Consider the following 22,405-nt stretch of genomic DNA (forward strand, 5'->3'; position numbering starts at 1 on the left):
ACTATATTGCCGATATTATTATTCGCTTTCTAGTTCAATGTTAATACCTAATGATCGAATTTCTTTTAACAAAACGTTAAAAGATTCTGGCATTCCAGGTTCCATTTGATGATTTCCGTCTACAATATTTTTATACATTTTAGTTCTTCCATTTACGTCATCGGATTTGACAGTTAACATTTCTTGTAATGTATAAGAAGCTCCATATGCCTCTAGTGCCCACACTTCCATTTCACCGAAACGTTGACCACCAAATTGGGCTTTTCCACCTAATGGTTGTTGAGTGACTAAACTATAAGAACCAGTAGAACGAGCATGCATTTTATCATCTACTAAATGATTTAATTTTAACATGTACATATAGCCAACAGTAACAGGTCTTTCGAACTGTTCTCCTGTTCTTCCATCAAAGAGTGTAATTTGTCCCGAAGTAGGCAGTCCTGCAAATTTTAACATTTGTTTTATTTCGTTTTCTTGTGCACCATCAAATACTGGTGTAGCAATAGGAATGCCATGTTTTAAATTTTCAGCTAAACGTAATATTTCTTCATTTGAAAATGTATCTAAATCTACTTTCTGACGTAGATGATCTCCTAAATTAAAAGCTTTTTGTATAAATTTGCGCAAGTTGGATATTTTTTCTTGTGTTTTAAGCATATAATTTATTTTATCACCAATACCCTTTGCTGCCATTCCTAAATGTGTTTCTAATATTTGTCCGATATTCATACGAGAAGGAACACCTAGTGGATTTAAAACAATATCAACTGGTATACCATGTTGATCATAAGGCATATCTTCAATAGGATTAATTTTAGAAATTACTCCTTTGTTCCCATGTCTTCCTGCCATTTTATCACCAGGTTGAATTTGACGTTTAACTGCTAAATATACTTTAACTATTTTTAACACACCTGGAGCTAGGTCGTCTCCTTGTGTGATTTTTCGGCGTTTTATTTCAATTTTTTTATTAAATTCTTCTTTCAATTCATTGTGTTTTTTTGCAAGTTTTTCTATTTCTTGTTTTTTGTTTTTTTGTTTAATTTCTATAGAAAACCATTTGTCAAAAGGTAGTGTGCTAAGTTGTTCTGTTTGAATGTCACAAGATATAAAAGTTTTTTTAATATGAGTAAATAAACTGGATTCAAATATTTTAAATTCTTCAGTAAGATCCTTTTTAATTTTTTTAAGTTGCATGTCTTCAATTTCTAAGGCTCTTTTATCTTTTTTTACGCCATCTCTTGTAAATATTTGAACATCTATTACAGTTCCTGAAACTCCATTAGGAACTCGTAATGAAGAATCTTTTACATCTGATGCTTTTTCACCAAAAATAGCACGTAATAATTTTTCTTCTGGTGTTAATTGTGTTTCTCCTTTTGGTGTTACTTTTCCGACTAATATATCACCTCCAGTGACTTCTGCTCCAATATAAACAATTCCTGATTCATCTAATTTAGATAATGCGGCTTCACCTACATTAGGTATATCTGAACTAATTTCCTCTGCTCCTAATTTAGTATCTCGTGATATACAAGATAATTCTTGAATATGAATTGTAGTAAAACGATCTTCTTGAACAACTCTTTCTGATACTAGGATTGAATCTTCAAAATTGTATCCGTTCCAAGGCATAAATGCTACACGCATATTTTGTCCTAACGCAAGCTCTCCTAAATCAGTAGATGGTCCGTCTGCTAGAACATCACCTTTCTTAATTTTTTCACCTAAATTGACGCAAGGTTGTTGATTGATACAAGTATTTTGATTTGAACGAGTATATTTAGTTAAATTGTATATATCTATTCCAGCTTCTCCTAAATACATTTCTTTTTCATCTACTTTAATCACGATACGTGAAGCATCTACATATTGAATAAAACCACTTCTTTTAGCTACAACTGTAACTCCGGAATCTACTGCTACTGCTCTTTCCATTCCTGTCCCGACTAGAGGTTTGTCTGTTTTAAGAGTTGGTACGGCTTGACGTTGCATATTAGCACCCATTAACGCTCTATTTGCATCATCATGTTCAAGAAAAGGAATTAAAGATGCACCGACAGACACAATTTGTTGTGTAGAAACATCCATATAATTTACTTGAGTACGATTAAATAAACTAGATTCACCTTTATGTCGACACGTGACTAAATCATCAGTAAAAAAACCAGTTTCATCAATATTAGTATTAGCTTGTGCAATAATATAATTACCTTCTTCTATGGCAGATAGATAATTAATTTCTTTGGTAACTAAACCATTTCTGACTTTTCGATAAGGTGTTTCTAAAAATCCATAAGAATTTGTTTGAGCATATACAGATAAAGAATTAATTAATCCAATGTTCGGACCTTCTGGTGTTTCTATAGGACATACACGTCCGTAGTGAGTAGGATGAACATCTCGAACTTCAAAACCTGCTCTTTCTCTAGTTAAACCACCTAAACCTAATGCTGAAATACGTCTTTTATGCGTGATTTCTGATAAAGGATTATTTTGATCCATAAATTGTGATAATTGACTAGAACCAAAAAATTCTTTAACGGCAGCTGATATTGGCTTAGCATTAATCATATCTTGAGGCATAAGAGTATCTAAATCACCGATAGATAATCTTTCTTTAACTGCTCTTTCTACTCTTACTAAACCGATTCTAAATTGGTTTTCTGCCATTTCACCAACAGATCTAACACGTCGGTTTCCTAAATGGTCAATATCGTCTATTTCTCCTTTTCCATTTCGAATATCGATAATTTTCTTGATAACATCAATAATATCTTCTTTATTTAAAGTACCTGAACCCTCAATTTCTTTACGTAAAAGAGATCTATTAAATTTCATTCTACCAACAGAAGAAAGATCATACCTGTCTTCAGAAAAAAATAAATTTTCAAATAAATTTTCTGTTGCTTCTTTAGTAGGAGGTTCTCCAGGTCTCATAACACGATAAATTTCTATTAAAGCACTCATGCGATCATTAGCTGAATCTATTCGTAGTGTTTCTGATATATATGGACCATGATCTAAATCATTAGTAAATAGTGTTTCAATATAATAAAAACCTGATTTTTTTAATTTTTCTAATGCTTCTAAAGAGAGTTCTGTATTGGGTAAAATAATTGTTTCACCTGTTTTTTGATCTATATATTTTTTAGATACAATTCTTCCTAAAATATATTCAACAGGAACTATAATAGATTTTATTTCATTTCTTTTTAACTCTTGAATATGTCTAGCAGTAATACGACGACCTTTTTCTATATATGTTTTTCCATTCTTTTTAATATCAAATGACGCAGTTTCACCACGTAGTCTTTCAGGTACTAATTCTAGTTCAATTTGATTCTTTTCTATTTTGAAAATATTTTTTTCAAAAAATATATTCAATATTTCTTCTGTATTATAATTAAGAGCACGTAAAAGAATACTTACTGGTAGTTTTCTACGTCTATCAATTCTAACAAATAAATTATCTTTTGGATCGAATTCAAAATCTAACCAAGATCCTCGGTAAGGAATAATTCGGGCATTATAAAGAACTTTTCCTGAAGAATGTGTCTTTCCTTTATCGCTATCAAAAAAAACTCCAGGACTACGGTGTAGCTGAGAGACAACGACTCTTTCTGTTCCATTTATTATAAATGTTCCATTATTTGTCATGAGTGGGATTTCGCCCATGTAAACTTCTTGTTCTTTAATATCTTTAACAGTGGCTTCTAATATGTCACGTTCGTAGATAATAAGACGTAATCTTACTCTTAATGGTGCTGAATAAGTCGCGCCTCTTATTTGACATTCTTTCACATCAAATATTGTTTCTCCTAAACGATAACTAACATATTGAAGCTCAGAATTTCCATTATAACCACAAATAGGAAATACTGAACGAAATGCTGCTTCTAATCCGTATTCACCTTCTAAATCTGGTTTAATAAATTTTTTGAAAGAATCTAATTGAATCGAAAGAAGATATGGTATATCTAAAACTTTAGGACGTTTGCCAAAATCTTTACGAATACGTTTTTTTTCGGTATAAGAGTAAACCATGGGGTTCCTAATCTCGTTGACAGATAAATTACAAATTAATTTATCTTTTTGTCTGAAGGGGAGACAGTTTTAATATTTTTTAAGAATTTTATTTTTTAATTATTTTTTATTAAATATTTTTAGAAAATGACTTGAATGTTTTTTGATTTAAAAGGCTGGTGAATTAAAATCACCAGCCGTGCTTTCAAATTGATTAAATTATAAAATTTAATATTTTTATTTAATTTCGATTTCAGCACCAACATCTTCCAATGTTTTTTTAAGTGATTCTGCATCTTCTTTGCTGATATTTTCTTTTAATACTGTTGGGGCAGATTCTACTAAGTCTTTAGCTTCTTTTAATCCTAAACCAGTTGCACTACGTACAGTTTTAATTACTGATACTTTATTTGGTCCAATAACTTTTAAGAAAATATCAAATTCTGTTTTTTCTTCATGCAAATCTTTTTCATTTGGATTATTGCTATTCATAGCCATATTAGCAGAAACTCCAAATTTTTCTTCCATTGCTGCAATAAGATCTACGACATTCATGACTGACATTTCTGATACAGCTTCTAAGATTTGTTCTTTAGTAATAGACATAACAATAATTCCTAATAACAATTAGAATTATTTTAGATGTTATTAATACATCAAAAATAATAACCTTTATGAGGTTTCTTTTTTTTGTTTTATAGCAGATAATATATAAATAAGTTTTCCAGCAATTGATATCTTCAATGTTAATAGAAGTTTGATTATGGCTTCTTTATAAGTAGGCATATCTGCAAGTTGATTTATTTCTAAAGTAGAGAGTAATTTTCCTTCAAAAGCTGCTCCTGTAATTTTAAACTGTGTATTTTGTTTTGCAAACTCTTTGAATAACCTCGCACCGCTACCTGGATGTATCATAGAATAAGCGATAAAAGTAGAACCTTTCAACTTTTCTTTTAAACATTCAAAAATAGTATTTTTAATTGCTAAAGATAATAGAGTATTTTGAACAATACTCATTTTTACTCCGATTTCACGTCCAGATTTTCTTAATTCATTGATTTTATTTACACAAACACCTTGAGAATCTGCAGTAACAGCTGATAATGCTGTATTAGAAATTTTATTAATTTTAGCAACAATGATTTTCTTGTTATAAAGATTTAATGCCATTTATTAAATTCTCCTTATTAATCTAGAGAGAAATGATTTAAATCAATTTTTAATAAAAATACTAACTATATATATTTTTTTAAAATACATTTTTATTTTTTCACTCTATGACTATAAAAAAAGATTATTAAATAATAAATTTTAGCATTAGAAACAGATGATTTTTTAATCGTTTTAAAACATAAAAATATTTTTAATACTGATTAAAAAAAGGGATATTATAAATAATTTTTTTTATAGCGTAAAGTGGAAATCATTTTGTTAAGGAGATAAAGTAGATTGATCAATAATTAATCCTATTCCCATAGTTGTTGATAAAACTATCTTTTTTATATACAATCCCTTTGATTGTGGCGGTTTTGCTTTTTTAATAGATTCTAAAAATACATGCAAATTTTCTTTTATTTGGTTTATATTGAAATTAATTCGACCAATTGTAGCATGAATAATTCCATTTTTATCATTTCGGTAGCGTACTTGTCCTGTTTTTGCGTTTTTAATTGCTTCAGAAATATTTGTCGTTACTGTTCCTAGTTTAGGATTAGGCATTAAATTACGAGGTCCAAGTATTTGTCCTAACTGTGTTACTACTTGCATTGCATCAGGTGAAGCAATAACAACATCAAAATTAACACCTTCTTTTTTTATTTTTTCAGATAGGTCTTCCATTCCTATTAATTCAGCACCTGCATTTTTAGCTATTTTAACATTATCACCTTGTGTAAATACAGCGACTCGAATAGAACGTCCGATTCCATGTGGTAATACTATAGAACCTCGAATATTTTGATTTGACTTTTTAGAATCTATCCCTAAATTAATAGCAATATCAATACTTTCATTAAATTTTACTTTAGATGATTTTTTTAATAAATTTATTAAATCATCAATTTGGTATAATTTTTCAAAATTAATATTTTCTTTCATTTTTTTAATGCGTTTAGCGATTTTGTTCATTATTATCCCTCAATGACTAGACCCATAGATTTAGCTGTTCCTTCAATAGATCTCATCATGCTTTCAATATTAGAACCAGTCATATCATTATTTTTAATCATTGCTATTTCTTTTATTTGTGCACGATTGACTTTTCCTATTTGTTCTAATTTAGTTTTACTAGAACCTTTTTTAATGCTAGATAGTTTTTTTAATAAAACAGAAGCAGGAGGTGTTTTAGTAATAAATGTAAATGAACGATCAGAATAAACTGTGATAATTACTGGTATTGGAAGTCCTTTTTCTATATTTTCTGTTTTTTTGTTGAATAATTTACAGAATTCCATAATATTGACACCTTTCTGCCCTAAAGCGGGGCCAATTGGTGGACTAGGATTAGCTGTTCCAGCTGATACTTGTAGTTTAATATATGATTGTATTTTTTTAGCCATATTTTTCTCATTTTATATTAAAATTTATCAGTTTTTTAATTTTTTTCTACTTGTCTAAAATCTAGTTCTACAGGAGTAGATCTTCCAAAAATAGAAACAGAGACTTTAAGTCTGCTTTTTTCATAGTCAACTTCTTCTACTACACCATTAAAATCTGCAAAAGGACCGTCATTTACACGAATCATTTCTCCTGGTTCAAATAAAGTTTTAGGTCTGGGTTTATCACCAATTTTGCGCAGTCTATTAATAATAATTTCTACTTCTTTATCACTAATAGGAGAAGGCTTATCTGATTTTCCTCCAATAAATCCTAAAACTCTAGGAACACTTCTAATCAGATGCCAAGTAGAATCCGTCATTTTCATTTGAATCAAAACATATCCAGGAAAAAATTTATATTCACTTTTTCTACGCTGTCCACCTCGAATTTCCACTACTTCTTGAGAAGGAACCATTACTTCACCGAATAAATCTCCCATTTCATTTAATTTTACATGTTCTCGTATTGATTGTGCTACGCGGCTTTCGAATCCAGAAAAAGCTTGTAATACATACCATCTTTTTTTTTGACTCTCATGCATTTTTAGAACCTTAAACTAATAATAAATGCTATTAAATGGAATATTATACTATCTACACCCCACAAAAGAAGAGACATAAAAATTGTTATAACAATAACAATTAATGTAGTATATAAAGTCTCATTATATTTAGGCCATATTATTTTTTGCATCTCTTTTTTTGACATAATTATATATGATAATAGGTATTCTCCTTTTTTTGTGTATATTAAAGTTCCTATTGCACAAAGAATTAAAAAAGACATAATAAATATGCGAACAAATAATTGTGTTTTGTCAAAATAGTAATTAATAAAAAAAGAAAGCGTCAAAAATATAGATATAGATAACCATTTTATTTTTTCTGAAATTTTATATTTGTTTCGGTTATAGTTATTTTTATTCATAGTTTCTCCTAAAATTATAAAATAATATAGAAAAAATATGTTAATACATCAAATATCTTGTTCTTTTTTATTTATAAAAATTATATTTTTTATATGAAAAAAAAATCATTTTTTAAAATAAAAGCTCGTAAAATAAACTATTAATTTTTTAAAATAGATCAATTCGTCATTATGTATGAAGTAAGTATAGAAGTTTCAAAATATAAAATATTTTAAAATAAAGTATTAGGTGAGATTTATGATAAATGATTTGAAAATATTTTTTTAAAAAATTAATTATGCTGATACCCAGAATTGAACTGGGGACCTCACCCTTACCAAGGGTGTGCTCTACCTACTGAGCCATATCAGCAACTTTACTGTTTTTTAAGCGGACAGCGGGAATTGAACCCGCGTTATCAGCTTGGAAGGCTGAAGTAATAGCCATTATACGATGTCCGCATTTTATAGGATTTATATTTTTTTACTGGTGGGAGAAGGATTCGAACCTTCGAAGTCTATGACGGCAGATTTACAGTCTGCTCCCTTTGGCCGCTCGGGAACCCCACCTAAAAATAATTTTTATGCCGGCTACCGGAATTGAACTGGTGACCTACTGATTACAAGTCAGTTGCTCTGCCTGCTGAGCTAAGCCGGCTTTTTTTACCGAAAATAGAAAAAAACATTAAAATATTAATTTTAATTAAGTTATATTATATAATTTTTCGTTCATATTGCAAGTTTTTTTATCAAAATAATCTTGTTTTTAGGAAAGATTATATTTTTTATTTAAATTTATTGAGTTTTTAATTATTTTTTAATTTAAAAATTTCTGATGATTGTACTTTTCCAATTGGTCCGATAAAGTCTATTTCTGGTTCTAGTAATATTCCAAACTTTTTAAAAATACATATATGTATTATTTTTGCTAGTTTTATAATATCTTGAGGAGTAGCATTGTTTTTATTAATTAATATCAATTTTTGTTTGTTATGAATACTTGCATCACCAATTTGAAGATTTTTAAAGTTATAATGTTCAATTAACCAACCACCAGAAATTTTTACTAAATTATTTTTTTCAGGATAACTCGGAGTGTTATATAAAATCGCAAGTGTTTTTGCTTTTTCTTTTGTAACAATAGGGTTTTTAAAAAAACTACCAGCATTTCCAGTTTTTTTTGGATCAGGTAATTTTTTTATACGTATTTTACAGACTACATTAAAAATAGCATGTGCAGTTATATTTTTTAAGTTAATATAATTTTCTAATGAAGAAAATATAGTTGGACGCCATTTTTTTGATAGTTTAATTCCGACTCCAACAATAGCATATTTATGATGATATTGGTTTTTAAAAATGCTATTCCGATAAGAAAACTGGCAAAATTTGTTATGAATTCTTCTAATCGTATTACTTTTTAAAGATAATACGTCAACATACTGACATATATCTTTAAATTCTAAACCATATGCACCAATATTTTGAATTGCTGCAGACCCTATACAACCTGGAATTAATGCTAAATTTTCTAATCCGAAAATACCTAAATGCAAAGTTAATTTTACTAAATCATGCCATTTTTCTCCCGAAAAGATATGCAATAACCAAACATTTTTTTTTTCTAGTATTTTTATTCCTTTAATCCGATTAATAATTACTATTCCTCTATAGTTTTCTAAAAATAATGTATTACTTCCTTCTCCTAAAATTATATAAGGAATATTAGATGATTGACATATTTTTGATATATTAATAAGTGATTGAATTGATTTTATAAAAATAATTTTTTTTGCTGTCACATCTATTGCAAATGTGTTTAAATCTTTTAATGATTGATTAGTAAGATATTTTATTTTACACATAAATTATCGAATAAAAATATTTTATTATAAAAAATAAATATGTTTTATTATATATAATAAAGTTTAATAGTTTTTAAATAAAATTATTTTAATGGAGTTTTAAAATGAATATGTTTGCTGAATACCATCAAGATATAATGAACCAGAAATTAGAAAATATTCGAAATAGTATACAGTGTTCTTTCGAATTTTTTCCACCTAAAAACGATTTTCTAGAAAAGAATTTATGGTCTTCAGTTAAACGTCTTAGTAAATTAAAACCAAAATTTTTTTCGGTGACCTATGGTGCAAATACTGGTGAACGTGAAAAAACGTATGATATTGTGAAGAAGATATATAAAAAAACAGGTGTTGTTACAGCCGCTCATTTAACTTGTGTTGATTCTACACCTATTGAATTAAAAAAAATCGCAGAGCATTATTGGAAGAATGGTATTAAAAGTATTGTTGCACTAAGAGGCGATACATTAGAAAAAAATTATAAACATAATATGTATGCTCTAGATTTAGTGATTTTATTAAAAAAAATTGCTAATTTTGATATTTCTGTAGCTGCTTATCCTGAATTACATCCAGAATCAAAAAATATTGAATCAGATCTCCTTAATTTAAAAAAAAAAATTGATGCAGGTGCAAATAGAGCGATTACACAGTTTTTTTTTAATATTGAAAGTTATTTACGTTTTCGAGAAAATTGCATTAAAAATAGAATAAATGTTGAAATCATACCTGGTATTTTGCCTGTTTGTAACTTTAAGCAATTGAAACGTTTTTCAAAGATGACTAATGTTAAAATTCCTCAATGGATGTCTGAAATATTTTATGGACTAGATAATGATATGGTTACACAACAAATTATAGGTTCTAGTATAGCAATAGATATGGTAAAAAAGTTATCTTTTGAAGGAGTAAAAAATTTTCATTTTTACACTTTAAATCAATCTGATATTGCTTATTCTATTTGTCATATTTTAGGTTTATAAAAATTTTAATTTAAAATAACATTTATTGATAATTTTTTTAGTAGGTACAATAAAAGAAGAGTCTAAATATTCATCTGTTTGATATACTTATTTAACACAACCTGATTCTAGTATCAAGGCGGGTGCAATTTTTTGAAAAACGGTGCTTCAGTACAGTAATTTACTGTTTACTCTTTAATTAAAATGATGTTTCTACTGTTTAAAAAATATTATTTTTATAAAATCATTTATATTCCGGAACAGAAGAAGGAATTCTTTTTATCAAAATACGATAGGCTCATTTTTTTATAATTAATGCTAATTTTTTTTAATTAAAATTTCAATTTTTATTAAAGTCAGTCCTTTTTTAAGTTGTACTTCAAGATTTAATATACATAAAAAACAAATTCGATTTATTGTACTACCTTTATGTATAAAAGATAAGTTCATAGTTAGAGATGAAATGGAAAAAAGGTTAGTATTTCTTTTTTAAACACTTCTTTAAAAGTAATAAATACTGCATAACATCATACATAATTTCAACACTATTAATACCATGATTAAGATTACTAGAATGTCCAGTATTTCCAATAACTTCAATTGAATAGGATATATCTCCTTTATCTACATTGATTAATTTTAAAGATATGGGTTCGATAAATATTATATATTTTTTTTAATATTAGTAGATTTTATGAAATGTTTAATTGCAGAAATATCTGTTTCTTCATTAGCAGTAGTCAGAATACAAATTGGTTTAGTTAGTTTTTTATCTTTATAGAAAATATTACATCTAATATGAAAGCAAAAAAACCTTTCATATGTATTATTCTTAATTCATATAATCTATTATTAGATTTAGTGAATGTGAAAAGATTTTTTTTTATGTATTTTCATTGAAATTAAAACTGTATCTACATGTCCAGATCATAGCAGTCCTGCACTTCTTGAACTAATATAAGCTATCATGTTGAACTTATTAGTATGTAAAACTTGATAAGTTTTTATTGAAAAATTTAAATCGGAAAAATAATTAGATAATAAATCAATCAAGTTTTTATTGTTTTGATCAAGAAAGTGATTATCGCTGCTAATTGTAGGAATTTTTATTAGTGATTTATAAATTTCAATCGAATTAGGTATTTTTCTCATTATAAACTTTTTAAGTACATATTTTATTAAATATTTAAAATATTTTATTCATAAATAAATAATTGATTAATACATTGATAATATAAAATATGCTTTTTATAACATATATATATTATGGTATGTACAAATAGCAGTTTTTTTATTCACGGTTTATTAATTTTATGCTAAATGTATAATTGTTGGTGGTAGTAGATATACTAGTACAGAATTAGTGAACTATATAAATCTTCATACGTTTTCTCACATAAAAAAATATTTATCTCAAATAATAGTTTAAATATAAGTAAGTTATTTTTAAATGTTTATTAACAATTCAAAAATATTATAGATCTATGGTTTGAAGCTATAAGAGATACTACTTTAATTGAAAAGAATATCGATTCTGTTTTTTATCGAAAAATTATTATGTTAGTTATTCTCTTGTTTCTTATTTTTTATCTTCTGGTTATATTTTGTTTGATTTTTTCTCCTGCTTATAGATTAAAAAAAGTATACTATACTTAGATTATTATATATTCGTTTATCAAAATAAAGAATTTTTAAAAAAATTTATTTATGCTTAGCAGAATAAAAAAAAAGAAATAAAGTCAATTAATTTAATTGCAGTTCCTGAACGTCATGCAACTTATATTCAATTAGCATTGAAACCTATTATCGAAGAAAATATTATTTGCAACACGAATATGCCAATTATTAATGCTATTAATGATATGAGTGGCGCTAGAAGAAAACTTAGTTTAAAAATAGTTTTTATGCAGTAAGTTTGCAACTATATAACATTTTTACTGCTCGTCATACTCTTGAAATTATAGAATAATAAGATATTCTAATAATTTGTATTCTGTATTTAGATTCTTTTTCTCGGGGGAATAATTACTACAATTACATGTAAATAAAAAGACTAGTACTAGATTAGTAGCTATATATAATATTTTTGATAAATTTTATAAGAATAAATCCTTAATTCGTATATATAAAAAATATTTAACAAGTATTAAATTAGTTGAAAAACCGCCATGTTTTGATATTGTTCTTTTGATAAAAGATAACTATATAGTAATTGTGAGAGAAGAAGATAATTTATTAAAGAGCGCAGTTGCTTAGGCGATACAGTGTTTTAATATTCATTTTGGTTTTGCTGAAATAGAATCAATTATTTAATTAATAATGGGGCATTTATAATGAATCCTTTAGTTATTAAATTAGGTGGAGTTTTATTAGAAAGTGATAATGCTATGATGCGTTTATTTAAATCTTTAGTAGATTATCAAAAATCTTATAAACGTCATGTATTAGTAATACATGGAGGAGGTCGTTTAATTGATGATTTAATGAAAAAGCTTTCTCTACCAGTTAAAAAGAAAAATGGTTTACGTATTACTCCATCTGAACATATTAATGTTATCACAGGTGCATTAGCTGGAACTGTTAACAAAACTTTACTTGCCTGGGCATTAAAATATAATATAAATGCTGTTGGGTTATGTTTAGCAGATGGGAATAGTGTTAATGTAGAAAAGTTAGATCAAGATTTAGGTCATGTTGGTAAAGCATTGCCAGGATCACCATTATTTTTAAAAAAACTTTGCGAAGAAAGCATTTTACCAATTATTAGTTCTATAGGAATTACTAATGATGGTTTATTGATGAATGTCAATGCTGATTTAGCAGCCACAGCTTTAGCAACTACTTTACAGGCAAATTTGATTTTATTATCTGACATAAGTGCAATATTGGATGGAAAAGGACAAAGAATTACAGAGATTAATAGTATTCAAGCTCAACGATTAATTTCTCAAGGAATTATTACTAATGGTATGATTGTCAAAGTGAATGCAGCTTTAGAAGCTGCGCGAGTTTTACGCCGTCCTGTGGATATAGCAAGTTGGCAAAATACAGAAGAATTAAAATTGTTATTTAATGGCGTAAATGTTGGTACTCGAGTGTTCATGTAATTTTACTATAAATATAGTAGGTTGAAAAAATGATTAGGAAAAAAAACAAGAAAGTTGTTCTAGCATATTCTGGTGGTTTAGATACTTCAGCAATTATTCCATGGCTTAAAGAAAATTATAATTTTGAAGTTATTGCTTTTGTAGCTGATATAGGACAATCTAAAAAAGATTTAAATGGAATTGAAAAAAAATCATTAGATTCTGGTGCATCTAGCTGTCATGTTTTTGATTTAAAAGAAGAATTTATAGAAAATTATGTCTATCCTGTTTTAAAAACTGGTGCTTTATATGAAGGAAGTTATTTATTAGGAACAGCAATAGCTCGACCTATTATTGCAAAAAAACAAGTAGAACTTGCATTAAATATTGGTGCGCATTCATTATGTCATGGTGCGACTGGAAAAGGAAATGATCAAGTTCGGTTTGAAATGGCTTATGCAGCATTAGCTCCAGATTTAAATGTAATCGCACCATGGCGAGAATGGAATCTGAATTCAAGAGAATCATTATTAAAATATTTAGAAGAAAGAAACATTCCGATAACAGCAACATTAGAAAAAATATATAGTAAAGATGAAAATTCTTGGCATATTTCAACAGAAGGAGGTTTACTCGAAAATCCTTGGAATCAACCTAATAAAGACTGTTGGAGTTGGACAGTAGATCCAGAAGATGCTCCTGAAGAACCTGAATATATTTCATTGATATTAAAGGAAGGTTGCGTAGTATCTGTTAATGGTAAACGATTAAATCCATTAAAATGTGTAGAAGAATTAAATAATGTAGGCTCTAAACACGGAATTGGTAGAATTGATATTATTGAAAATAGATTAATTGGAATGAAATCTAGAGGATGTTATGAAACACCTGGGGGTACGATTATTACAACAGCTATAAAAGCAATTGCACAATTAGTATTTGATCGTGAAAGTTTTCAATGGAGAGAAAAAATAGGTCTAGAAATGTCTTCTATTGTTTATGATGGACGCTGGTTTTCTCCAACACGAAAATCTTTACAAGCTGCTGCTGATTCATTATCGTCTGAAATAAGTGGAGAAGTTATATTAAAATTATATAAAGGTAGTGTAATAGCAGTGCAAAAAAATTCTCCTAATTCATTATATTCAGAAGAATATGCTACTTTTAGTAAAGATGAAGTTTATAAACAATCTGATGCCAATGGATTTATTCGTCTTTTTTCTCTTTCTTCAAGAATACGTGCGAAAAATCAATTAAAATAGTTTTTGAAATGTTTTGCAATATATTTTTAACAAATTAAATTTAATTTTCTTTTTTCAGTTTTTTTATCGAGAAGACATATGGCACTTTGGGGTGGACGATTCATTAATGAATCGCATGAACTATTTAAAGAATTTAATCAATCTTTATCGTTTGATTATATATTAGCAGAAGAAGACATAATTTCTTCCATAGCTTGGTCTAAAACTTTAATGAAGAGTAGTATTATTACTCAAAAAGAACAAATAATAATAGAATCTGCACTTCTTGAATTGCTGACTGAAATTAAAGATCGTACTCAAAATATTCTTACAAGTAATTGCGAAGACATTCATAGTTGGGTAGAAGAACATCTTGTTAATAAAATTGGAAAATTAGGTAAAAAATTACATACTGGTCGAAGTAGAAACGATCAGATTACAACCGATTTAAAATTATGGTGTAGAAATAGAATCAATCTTTTATTAGAAAATCTTATTCAGTTGCAAAAAAATTTTATTTTAATCGCTGAATCTAATCATGATATTATTATGCCAGGATATACGCATCTACAACGAGCTCAACCTATTACTTTTTCTTATTGGTGTTTAGCCTATGTTGAAATGTTAAGACGAGATGTTAGTCGTTTAGAAGATGTTTTAAAACGACTAAATACAAGTCCTCTTGGATCTGGTGCTCTTTCTGGAACGGCATGGAAAATTGATCGCGAAGCACTTGCTTTATCCATGGATTTCAATTCTGCAACAAATAATGCACTTGACAGTGTTTCTGATCGAGATTATGTTGTTGAATTATTGTCATCTGCATCAATTAGCATGATGCATTTATCAAGATTTTCTGAAGATATGATTTTTTTTAATTCTGGCGAAGCTAATTTCATTGAATTATCTGATTTGATTACATCAGGATCATCATTAATGCCTCAAAAAAAAAACCCAGATGCATTAGAACTTATTCGTGCTAAATGTGGTCGTGTTCATGGTTCATTAATTTCCATTTTAATTGTATTAAAATCTCTTCCTTTATCTTATAATAAAGACATGCAAGAGGATAAAGAAGGTTTATTTGATGCAATAAAAACCTGGAATGATTGTTTATGTATAGCAATATTAATTTTAAAAAATATTAAAATAAAAAATCAATCATGTCGAAAAGCTGCAGAAGAAGGATATTCTAATGCCACAGAAATTGCGGATTATTTAGTAAAAAAAGGACTTACTTTTCGTGAATCACATAATATATCTGGTCAATTAGTTCTTAGAGCAATTAGTGAAAAAAAATCTTTAAATAATTTAGAATTGTCTACATTTCAAATGTACAGCCATCTTATTGAAGAAGATATATACGAGCATATTACTTTAGAATCTTGTCTTGAAAAAAGGGTATCTAAAGGTGGAGTAGCACCATGTCAAGTGTATAAAGAAATTATAAAAGCAAAAAAAAGATTAGGTATTTTTTAATATATTCACATTTATACAAAATCTTTATATTTATTAACTGGCATTTAAGAAGTTATTTAAATGCTAAGTTAATAAATTTATAAAATATAGGAAATATAATTTATGCAAGATGCAGTATTTTTTATTAGGGAACATACTATACTTATTAGTATATGGTTTTTCTTTCTTATTGGAGTATTTTTTTTTATAGCTAAAAATATATTTTTACAATCTAAAACAATTAATAATTTTCAAGCAATAAAGTTAATAAATCAGGATAAAGCTATTGTCATTGATACTCGTTCTCCAGAATTTTTTCAAGAAGGTCATATTATTAATTCTATCAATATTCCATTAAAAAATATTCTTTTAGGAGAGATGAAGGAAATACAAACATATAAACTTTCCCCTATTATTCTTGTTTTAAATGAAACATATAAAGGTAACATATGTATTAAACAATTTTTTAAACAGGGATTTAAGTATGTTTATATTTTAAAAAATGGTATATATTATTGGAATACAGATCATCTTCCTCTTATTATTAAAGATAAATGATTTAGAAAAGTAAAAAATAATTTTTAATAAATTAATATAATTAAAAAAATATCAACTTATATATATATTATTTTTTTTGGATAGCTTATGTCAGAAGAAAAAAAAAAACAAGAATCTTTTGAAATTCAACGTATTTATATAAAAGACGCTTCTTTTGAAGCACCAAATACACCAAATATTTTTCATATTGATTGGGCTCCTAATATTCAATTTAATTTAAATACTACTGCTAAAAAAATAGAAAAAAATCTTTTTGAAATCATTTTAAAAGTAAGAGTGACAGTAAAAATTAAAGAAGAATTAGTATTTTTATGTGATATAGATCAAGCTGGTATTTTTTTTATTGCGAATTTAAATGAAAAAAGATTAAGTCACTGTTTGTATTCTTACTGTCCAAATATTTTATTTCCTTATGCTCGTTCGTGTATATCTAGTTTGATATCTCATGGTAGTTTCCCTCAGATGAATCTTGTACCTATTAACTTTGATGCTCTTTATCATGATTATATTGAATCAAAAAAAAAGAAAAAATAAAAAATGCATTATAAATAAACTAATTTTTTTTCATAAAAAGAAAAAAATTATTTGTGTTTTAGAAATATCAAGAATATGGAGTAAAATACTCTATGAATTGTCTTCTTCATTAAAAAAAGCACTAATTTTATTAGATTTTTATCAAAGGAATATTTTATAACATTAAACATTGATTATTTCTTTAAGTTATATTTTATCAAATAAATTATCAACATCCATTATTTTGGACGAAAAATTCAAAGTATATTTGATGAAATATATTTAAATAATCCTTTAATATGAAATTTTATAGTACGAGATATCGAAGCTGTATTAAAAAAGGAACCCGCAGTAAATGATTATTTAACACCTTTACTTGATTTAAAAATCTTTCATGCATTAGAAGCTTATAGAATAATCCATTATCTTTGTTAAATAAAAAAAATCGTCATTTATGTATTTACAGAGTAGAATATCTTCTGAATTTTCAGTTGATATTCATCCAGATGCGTATATTAGTGCTGGTATAATGCTTGATCATGCAACTGGTATTGTTATTAGGGAAAAATTTATTATAGAAGATGATATTTGAATTTTTCATTCAGTTGCTTCAGGGGGTACTAGTAAGAACTCCGGTAAAAAAATAGACATCCTACTATTCGAAACAAAGTTATTATAGGGGATAGAGCAAAAATTCTAGGAAATATTGAAGTAGGGATAAGAGCAAAAATAGGTGCAGGTTGCAATAGTGTTAAAAAAATGTTTCTTTATATGTGACGGTTGTTGTAGTGCTAGAAAAAATTGCACATCAATCAGATAGTAAAAAAATATTTTTCTCGGGAGAAAAAATTGTTTACATTTTATAAATAGATTTTTTACTATGAAATAGTATTTAGTTTATATAAAATAAAAACTTCTGTTTTGTTAAAAAAAATTATAGTAGGTATACTAATATTAGTACAGAAGCTTTATTTTATATTTAATTCTTCTATTTTAATCGTCTAAAAAACTACGTAATACTTCTGATCTGCTTGGATGACGTAATTTTCTGAGTGCCTTTGCTTCTATTTGCCGTATCCTTTCACGCGTAACATCAAATTGTTTACCAACTTCTTCTAGAGTATGATCAGTATTCATATCTATTCCAAAACGCATACGCAATACTTTTGCTTCACGAGCTGTTAAACCTGATAAGACATCGTGAGTTGCTGAACGCAAACTTTCAGATGTAGCAGAATCTAACGGTAATTCTAAAGTGGTGTCTTCAATAAAATCACCTAAATGTGAATCGTCATCATCTCCAATAGGTGTTTCCATGGATATTGGTTCTTTAGCTATTTTTAATACCTTTCGAATTTTGTCTTCAGGAATAAGCATTTTTTCAGATAATTCTTCTGGAGTTGGTTCTCGACCTATTTCTTGCAACATTTGTCTAGAAATACGATTCAGTTTATTAATAGTTTCAATCATATGAACTGGAATGCGAATAGTACGAGCTTGATCGGCAATAGAACGTGTAATTGCTTGTCGGATCCACCAAGTTGCATAAGTTGAAAATTTATAACCACGACGGTATTCAAATTTATCTACGGCTTTCATTAGACCAATATTCCCTTCTTGAATTAAGTCTAAAAATTGCAGCCCTCTATTTGTGTATTTTTTTGCAATAGAAATAACTAATCTTAAATTGGCTTCTACCATTTCTTTTTTTGCTCTTCTAGCTTTTAATTCTCCAATAGACATTCTTTTATTAATATCTTTGACTTGTTCAATTGTTAAACCAGTTTCTTCTTCAATTTTAATTAATTTTTCTACACTTGTAAAAACATCTTCTTTGACTTTTTTTAAGTTTTCAGACCATGGTTGATTTGTATTTTGTTCTTTTATGAACCAAAGATTATTAATTTTTTTTACTGGGAAAATCTTAATAAAATTTTTTTTTGGCATTTTGCATATTTCAACACATAATTTTATGATAATTCTTTCTTGTATTCGAACTCTTTCCATCATATGTCTCATATTATTAACCAAATGATCAAATTGCTTAGGAACTAATCGAAATTGTTTAAAAACTTCTGAAAGATTATAAATTTCTAATAATGAGTCTTTATGCTTTCTATTTTTATTTTTTATTGTATTATTTGTATTATTATACTGTATACGTAATTCAGAAAATTTTTCATTAGCTAATTCGGGATCAATGCTATTATCGTCTTCATGAGTTTCTTGATCGTCTTCTTCTGCTTCATTTCTTTGTTGCTCTTCATCGAGAAGTTCAGAACCTATATGGATAGCTGTGGGAGAAAAAACTTCTTCTACATTGGGATCTACAAAACCTGTTATTATATCTGATAATCGTATCTGACCAGTTTTGACACGATCGTATTGTTCGAGAAGATACGTAATTGCTTCTGGATATTCTGATACTGAACATTGAACTTGATTAATACCTTCTTCAATACGTTTAGCTATATCAATTTCTCCTTCTCGTGTAAGTAATTCAACAGTGCCCATTTCTCTCATATACATACGAACAGGATCAGTAGTTCGTCCTAATTCAGATTCTACACTAGATAATACTTGTGTTACTGCTTCAACTGCATCTTCATCTGTATCTGTATTGATTTCATTTAATATTAAATCATCAGCATCAGGTGCTTCTTCAACTACTGGAATGCCCATATCATTAATCATCTGAATAATATCGTCGATTTGTTCAGAATCAATAATATCTTCTGGTAAATGATCATTAACTTCAGAATAGGTTAAATACCCTTGCTCCTTACCATGTGTAACAAGTAGTTTAAGTTGCGACTGTGGGTTTTGATCCATAATACGATATCCAGATTTTATTAATTTGATGAATATTAATTGACTGTTTTGTCAATAATGAATAATAAGATAATCTTAATTATTTAAAATATATCAAAAAGTATTGTTAAATATTTAAACGGTTAATACATTGAATTTCGATTAAATTTTTTAACAAGTGCATACTATTTTTTTGATAATATTTTATTAATAGACCAAATTTCTTTTTTTTCATTCATTTTTAGTCCTTTTATTCTTTCTTTCGCAATAAGATATTCTTGTCTTTTTTCAAGAATTTTATTATATATATTCATTAATAAATCTAAAAACATATTTTGAATTTCTTCTTGAATTATCATATGATCCCATCGTGCTAAAATTTTTAAAATATTCATTATTTTAGTATTTCTATATAGTTCTAATAACTGACCTGTGTTAATGTTGGGATTATCAAGACATTTCTGTAATATTTCTAAAAAAATCGGTAATCCTTCTATTTTTAAATTTTTAAATTTAATTGTTGAAGGAGCTATTTTTGCTAAACTAGGATTTTGTAAAAGCAGTCCTATTAGAGTGCGCATTGGAGTACGTCTGATTTGCAATTTTGGTTTTTGATCTTTTTTAACTTCTTTTTCATATAAAAATTTTTCAAATTGATTATCATCTAAAATTCCTATCATTCTAGCTAAAATTTGACGCAAGTAAATTCTTATCGTATCACTAGAAATAGTATTTATTAAAGGTAAAGCGCGTACACTTAAATAAAATTTATCATCATTGGATGATAAATTAATATTTTTTAATATGTTTGTAAAAAAAAATTTTGACATAGTTATAGCATTTTTGATGCGAATTTGAAATTTTTCTCTACCTTCTTTTCTAATAATTGAATCAGGATCTTCATTATCAGGTAATAAGATAAATTTTAGTGTTTTTTTATCTGATATATAAGGTAATGCTTTTTTTAAAGTTTGCCAGGCTGCATTTTTTCCTGCATTATCACCATCGTAGCAGTATATAATTACATCAGTATTTTGAAAGAGAAGTTGAATGTGTTCAGTTGTCATTGCAGTTCCTAGTGTAGAGACTGCATAATTGATATTATATTGTGTTAATGTTATAACATCAATATATCCTTCAACAACTAATAAATATATAGGTTTTGAACATGTTTTTTTAACTTGATATAATCCATAAATTTGTTTTCTTTTATGAAAAATATCCGTTTCAGGTGAATTGAGATATTTGGGTAAAATATGATTTAATGAACGCCCTCCAAAACCGATAATTCTACCATGATAATCTTGTATAGGAAATATTACACGTCCTTGAAAACGATCATACGTACATCCTTTTTTACTAATAGAAATTATGTTGTGAATTAATAATTCCTGCTCTAATTCTTTATTAATATTTAATTTTTGATAAAAATTATCCCATTTAAAACTAGAAAAACCAATTAAAAAAAAATCAATCATTTTTTGATTAATTCCTCTTTTAGCTAGATACTGATTAGCTGCACTAGTAATATTTATATTTTTTTTATACAAATTACATATTTTTTCCATTAATAAATATAGTTTTTGTTTTTTAAAATAAACGTTATTTGGTATTATATTTTCAAATGGTATTGTGATACCGTGTATCATAGAAAGCTCTTCAATACTTTCTATAAAACTTAAATGTTCATACTGTATTAAAAAATCAATTGCGTTACCATGTGCATTACATCCGAAACAATAGTAAAATTGTTTTTCATAACTTACAGTAAAAGATGGAGTTTTATCATCATGAAAAGGACAATTAGTTTGATAATTTTTACCATTTTTTTTTAATGTTAAACGTTCGTTAATTAATTCTACGATATTAGTTCGAAATAGTAGTTCAGTGATGAAATATTTAGGTATTTTCCCAGACATATAATTTTATAACTATAGAAATTATTTCCGTTCTTTAAAAAGAACGGTTTTTTAATTTTTTTATTTTTAAAATGTATTTAGTACATGCGAATACGTCTCGCATTTTCTCGTGTAAGTTTTTTTGCAAGACGTTTGACGGCTGAAGCTTTAGCTCGTTTACGTTCAGTAGTCGGTTTTTCATAAAATTCTCTTCGACGAATTTCAGCTAAAATACCAGCTTTTTCACAAGACCGTTTAAAACGACGGAGTGCGACATCAAATGGTTCATTTTCACGTACTTTTATTATTGGCATTCAAAATTTACCTCAATTATTTACTTTTCTAGAATAAGAAATTATCAAAATATGTTTAAGATAATAGATCCTATATCAATGAGTATGATATTGTAAAGAAGCATTTTTCATGTTTAATATTGTTGTAATGCAATTTTTTAACATTAATTTATTTAGAATAACATTAATT

17 protein-coding genes, 4 tRNA genes and 3 pseudogenes are annotated in these 22,405 nt (G+C 27.1%); 8 read left to right on the forward strand and 16 right to left on the reverse strand.

Translation table 11 applies throughout. The features are described from left to right. Positions 1-18: 18 nt before the first annotated feature. The 12 genes from rpoB to murB form a co-directional block, all read right to left on the reverse strand. Positions 19-4,047, reverse strand: coding sequence for a DNA-directed RNA polymerase subunit beta (gene rpoB / locus G4A98_00165; GenBank protein ID QIQ41659.1), 4,029 nt, complete (start codon positions 4,045-4,047; stop codon positions 19-21). A 216-nt stretch (positions 4,048-4,263) separates the two neighbouring features. Beyond that, the gene (gene rplL / locus G4A98_00170; protein QIQ41660.1) at positions 4,264-4,632 is read right to left on the reverse strand and encodes a 50S ribosomal protein L7/L12; all 369 of its coding nucleotides are present in this window, start codon (positions 4,630-4,632) and stop codon (positions 4,264-4,266) included. Between the two features lie 66 nt (positions 4,633-4,698). Beyond that, positions 4,699-5,196 carry a 50S ribosomal protein L10 gene (gene rplJ, locus G4A98_00175; GenBank protein QIQ41661.1) on the reverse strand — a complete coding sequence of 166 codons (498 nt, stop codon included), beginning with the start codon at positions 5,194-5,196 and terminating at the stop codon, positions 4,699-4,701. Between the two features lie 261 nt (positions 5,197-5,457). Beyond that, positions 5,458-6,153, reverse strand: coding sequence for a 50S ribosomal protein L1 (rplA, locus tag G4A98_00180; GenBank protein QIQ41662.1), 696 nt, complete (start codon positions 6,151-6,153; stop codon positions 5,458-5,460). Between the two features lie 2 nt (positions 6,154-6,155). Next, positions 6,156-6,584: a 50S ribosomal protein L11 gene (gene rplK / locus G4A98_00185; GenBank protein QIQ41663.1), complete on the reverse strand. Its 429-nt coding sequence runs from the start codon at positions 6,582-6,584 to the stop codon at positions 6,156-6,158. A gap of 35 nt (positions 6,585-6,619) precedes the next feature. Beyond that, on the reverse strand, positions 6,620-7,165 hold the full coding sequence (gene nusG / locus G4A98_00190) for a transcription termination/antitermination protein NusG (GenBank protein ID QIQ41664.1): 546 nt from the start codon (positions 7,163-7,165) through the stop codon (positions 6,620-6,622). A 2-nt stretch (positions 7,166-7,167) separates the two neighbouring features. Next, positions 7,168-7,551 (reverse strand): preprotein translocase subunit SecE, encoded by a 384-nt coding sequence (gene secE / locus G4A98_00195; GenBank protein QIQ41665.1) that lies wholly within the window; start codon positions 7,549-7,551, stop codon positions 7,168-7,170. A gap of 279 nt (positions 7,552-7,830) precedes the next feature. Further along, positions 7,831-7,903 (reverse strand) — tRNA-Thr (locus G4A98_00200). Between the two features lie 17 nt (positions 7,904-7,920). After that, positions 7,921-7,992 (reverse strand) — tRNA-Gly (locus G4A98_00205). A 26-nt stretch (positions 7,993-8,018) separates the two neighbouring features. Continuing rightward, positions 8,019-8,100: transfer RNA gene (locus tag G4A98_00210), tRNA-Tyr, on the reverse strand. Positions 8,101-8,115: 15 nt separating this feature from the next. Then, a tRNA-Thr gene (locus tag G4A98_00215) sits at positions 8,116-8,188 on the reverse strand. A gap of 148 nt (positions 8,189-8,336) precedes the next feature. Continuing rightward, positions 8,337-9,395, reverse strand: a complete 1,059-nt coding sequence (gene murB / locus G4A98_00220; protein QIQ41666.1) for a UDP-N-acetylmuramate dehydrogenase — start codon at positions 9,393-9,395, stop codon at positions 8,337-8,339. A gap of 104 nt (positions 9,396-9,499) precedes the next feature. Between murB and metF the strand changes: the two genes are divergently transcribed. Next, complete coding sequence (gene metF / locus G4A98_00225) at positions 9,500-10,378, forward strand: methylenetetrahydrofolate reductase (protein ID QIQ41667.1); 879 nt, start codon at positions 9,500-9,502, stop codon at positions 10,376-10,378. On the opposite strand, the pseudogene G4A98_00230 reads toward metF, so the two are convergent. After that, positions 10,373-11,512 (reverse strand): annotated as a pseudogene (locus tag G4A98_00230) (peptidase dimerisation domain-containing protein). The gene metF and the pseudogene G4A98_00230 sit on opposite strands and share 6 nt — an antisense overlap. A 169-nt stretch (positions 11,513-11,681) precedes the next feature. Between G4A98_00230 and G4A98_00235 the strand changes: the two are divergent. From G4A98_00235 to cysE, 7 genes and pseudogenes are all read left to right on the forward strand, one after another. Then, positions 11,682-12,613: pseudogene (locus G4A98_00235) on the forward strand (N-acetyl-gamma-glutamyl-phosphate reductase). Positions 12,614-12,690: 77 nt separating this feature from the next. Further along, the gene (gene argB / locus G4A98_00240; GenBank protein QIQ41668.1) at positions 12,691-13,464 is read left to right on the forward strand and encodes an acetylglutamate kinase; all 774 of its coding nucleotides are present in this window, start codon (positions 12,691-12,693) and stop codon (positions 13,462-13,464) included. A 29-nt stretch (positions 13,465-13,493) separates the two neighbouring features. Beyond that, positions 13,494-14,705 carry an argininosuccinate synthase gene (locus G4A98_00245; protein QIQ41669.1) on the forward strand — a complete coding sequence of 404 codons (1,212 nt, stop codon included), beginning with the start codon at positions 13,494-13,496 and terminating at the stop codon, positions 14,703-14,705. A gap of 78 nt (positions 14,706-14,783) precedes the next feature. Then, the gene (gene argH / locus G4A98_00250) at positions 14,784-16,163 is read left to right on the forward strand and encodes an argininosuccinate lyase (GenBank protein QIQ41670.1); all 1,380 of its coding nucleotides are present in this window, start codon (positions 14,784-14,786) and stop codon (positions 16,161-16,163) included. 102 nt (positions 16,164-16,265) lie between these two features. Continuing rightward, positions 16,266-16,700 (forward strand): rhodanese-like domain-containing protein, encoded by a 435-nt coding sequence (locus G4A98_00255; protein ID QIQ41671.1) that lies wholly within the window; start codon positions 16,266-16,268, stop codon positions 16,698-16,700. An 87-nt stretch (positions 16,701-16,787) separates the two neighbouring features. After that, entirely contained in the window at positions 16,788-17,234 is a 447-nt protein-coding gene (gene secB, locus G4A98_00260) for a protein-export chaperone SecB (GenBank protein ID QIQ41672.1), read from the forward strand. Between the two features lie 49 nt (positions 17,235-17,283). Continuing rightward, positions 17,284-18,079, forward strand: a pseudogene (cysE, locus tag G4A98_00265) (serine O-acetyltransferase). A 127-nt stretch (positions 18,080-18,206) separates the two neighbouring features. On the opposite strand, the gene rpoD reads toward cysE, so the two are convergent. From rpoD to rpsU, 3 genes are all read right to left on the reverse strand, one after another. After that, positions 18,207-20,045 carry an RNA polymerase sigma factor RpoD gene (gene rpoD, locus G4A98_00270; GenBank protein ID QIQ41673.1) on the reverse strand — a complete coding sequence of 613 codons (1,839 nt, stop codon included), beginning with the start codon at positions 20,043-20,045 and terminating at the stop codon, positions 18,207-18,209. A 164-nt stretch (positions 20,046-20,209) separates the two neighbouring features. Beyond that, positions 20,210-21,943 carry a DNA primase gene (locus tag G4A98_00275; protein ID QIQ41674.1) on the reverse strand — a complete coding sequence of 578 codons (1,734 nt, stop codon included), beginning with the start codon at positions 21,941-21,943 and terminating at the stop codon, positions 20,210-20,212. A 77-nt stretch (positions 21,944-22,020) separates the two neighbouring features. Continuing rightward, entirely contained in the window at positions 22,021-22,236 is a 216-nt protein-coding gene (gene rpsU / locus G4A98_00280; GenBank protein QIQ41675.1) for a 30S ribosomal protein S21, read from the reverse strand. Positions 22,237-22,405: the final 169 nt, after the last annotated feature.

Origin of the sequence: Buchnera aphidicola (Microlophium carnosum) (assembly GCA_011752475.1) — a bacterium.
GTDB classification, from domain to species: domain Bacteria; phylum Pseudomonadota; class Gammaproteobacteria; order Enterobacterales; family Enterobacteriaceae; genus Buchnera; species Buchnera aphidicola_BG.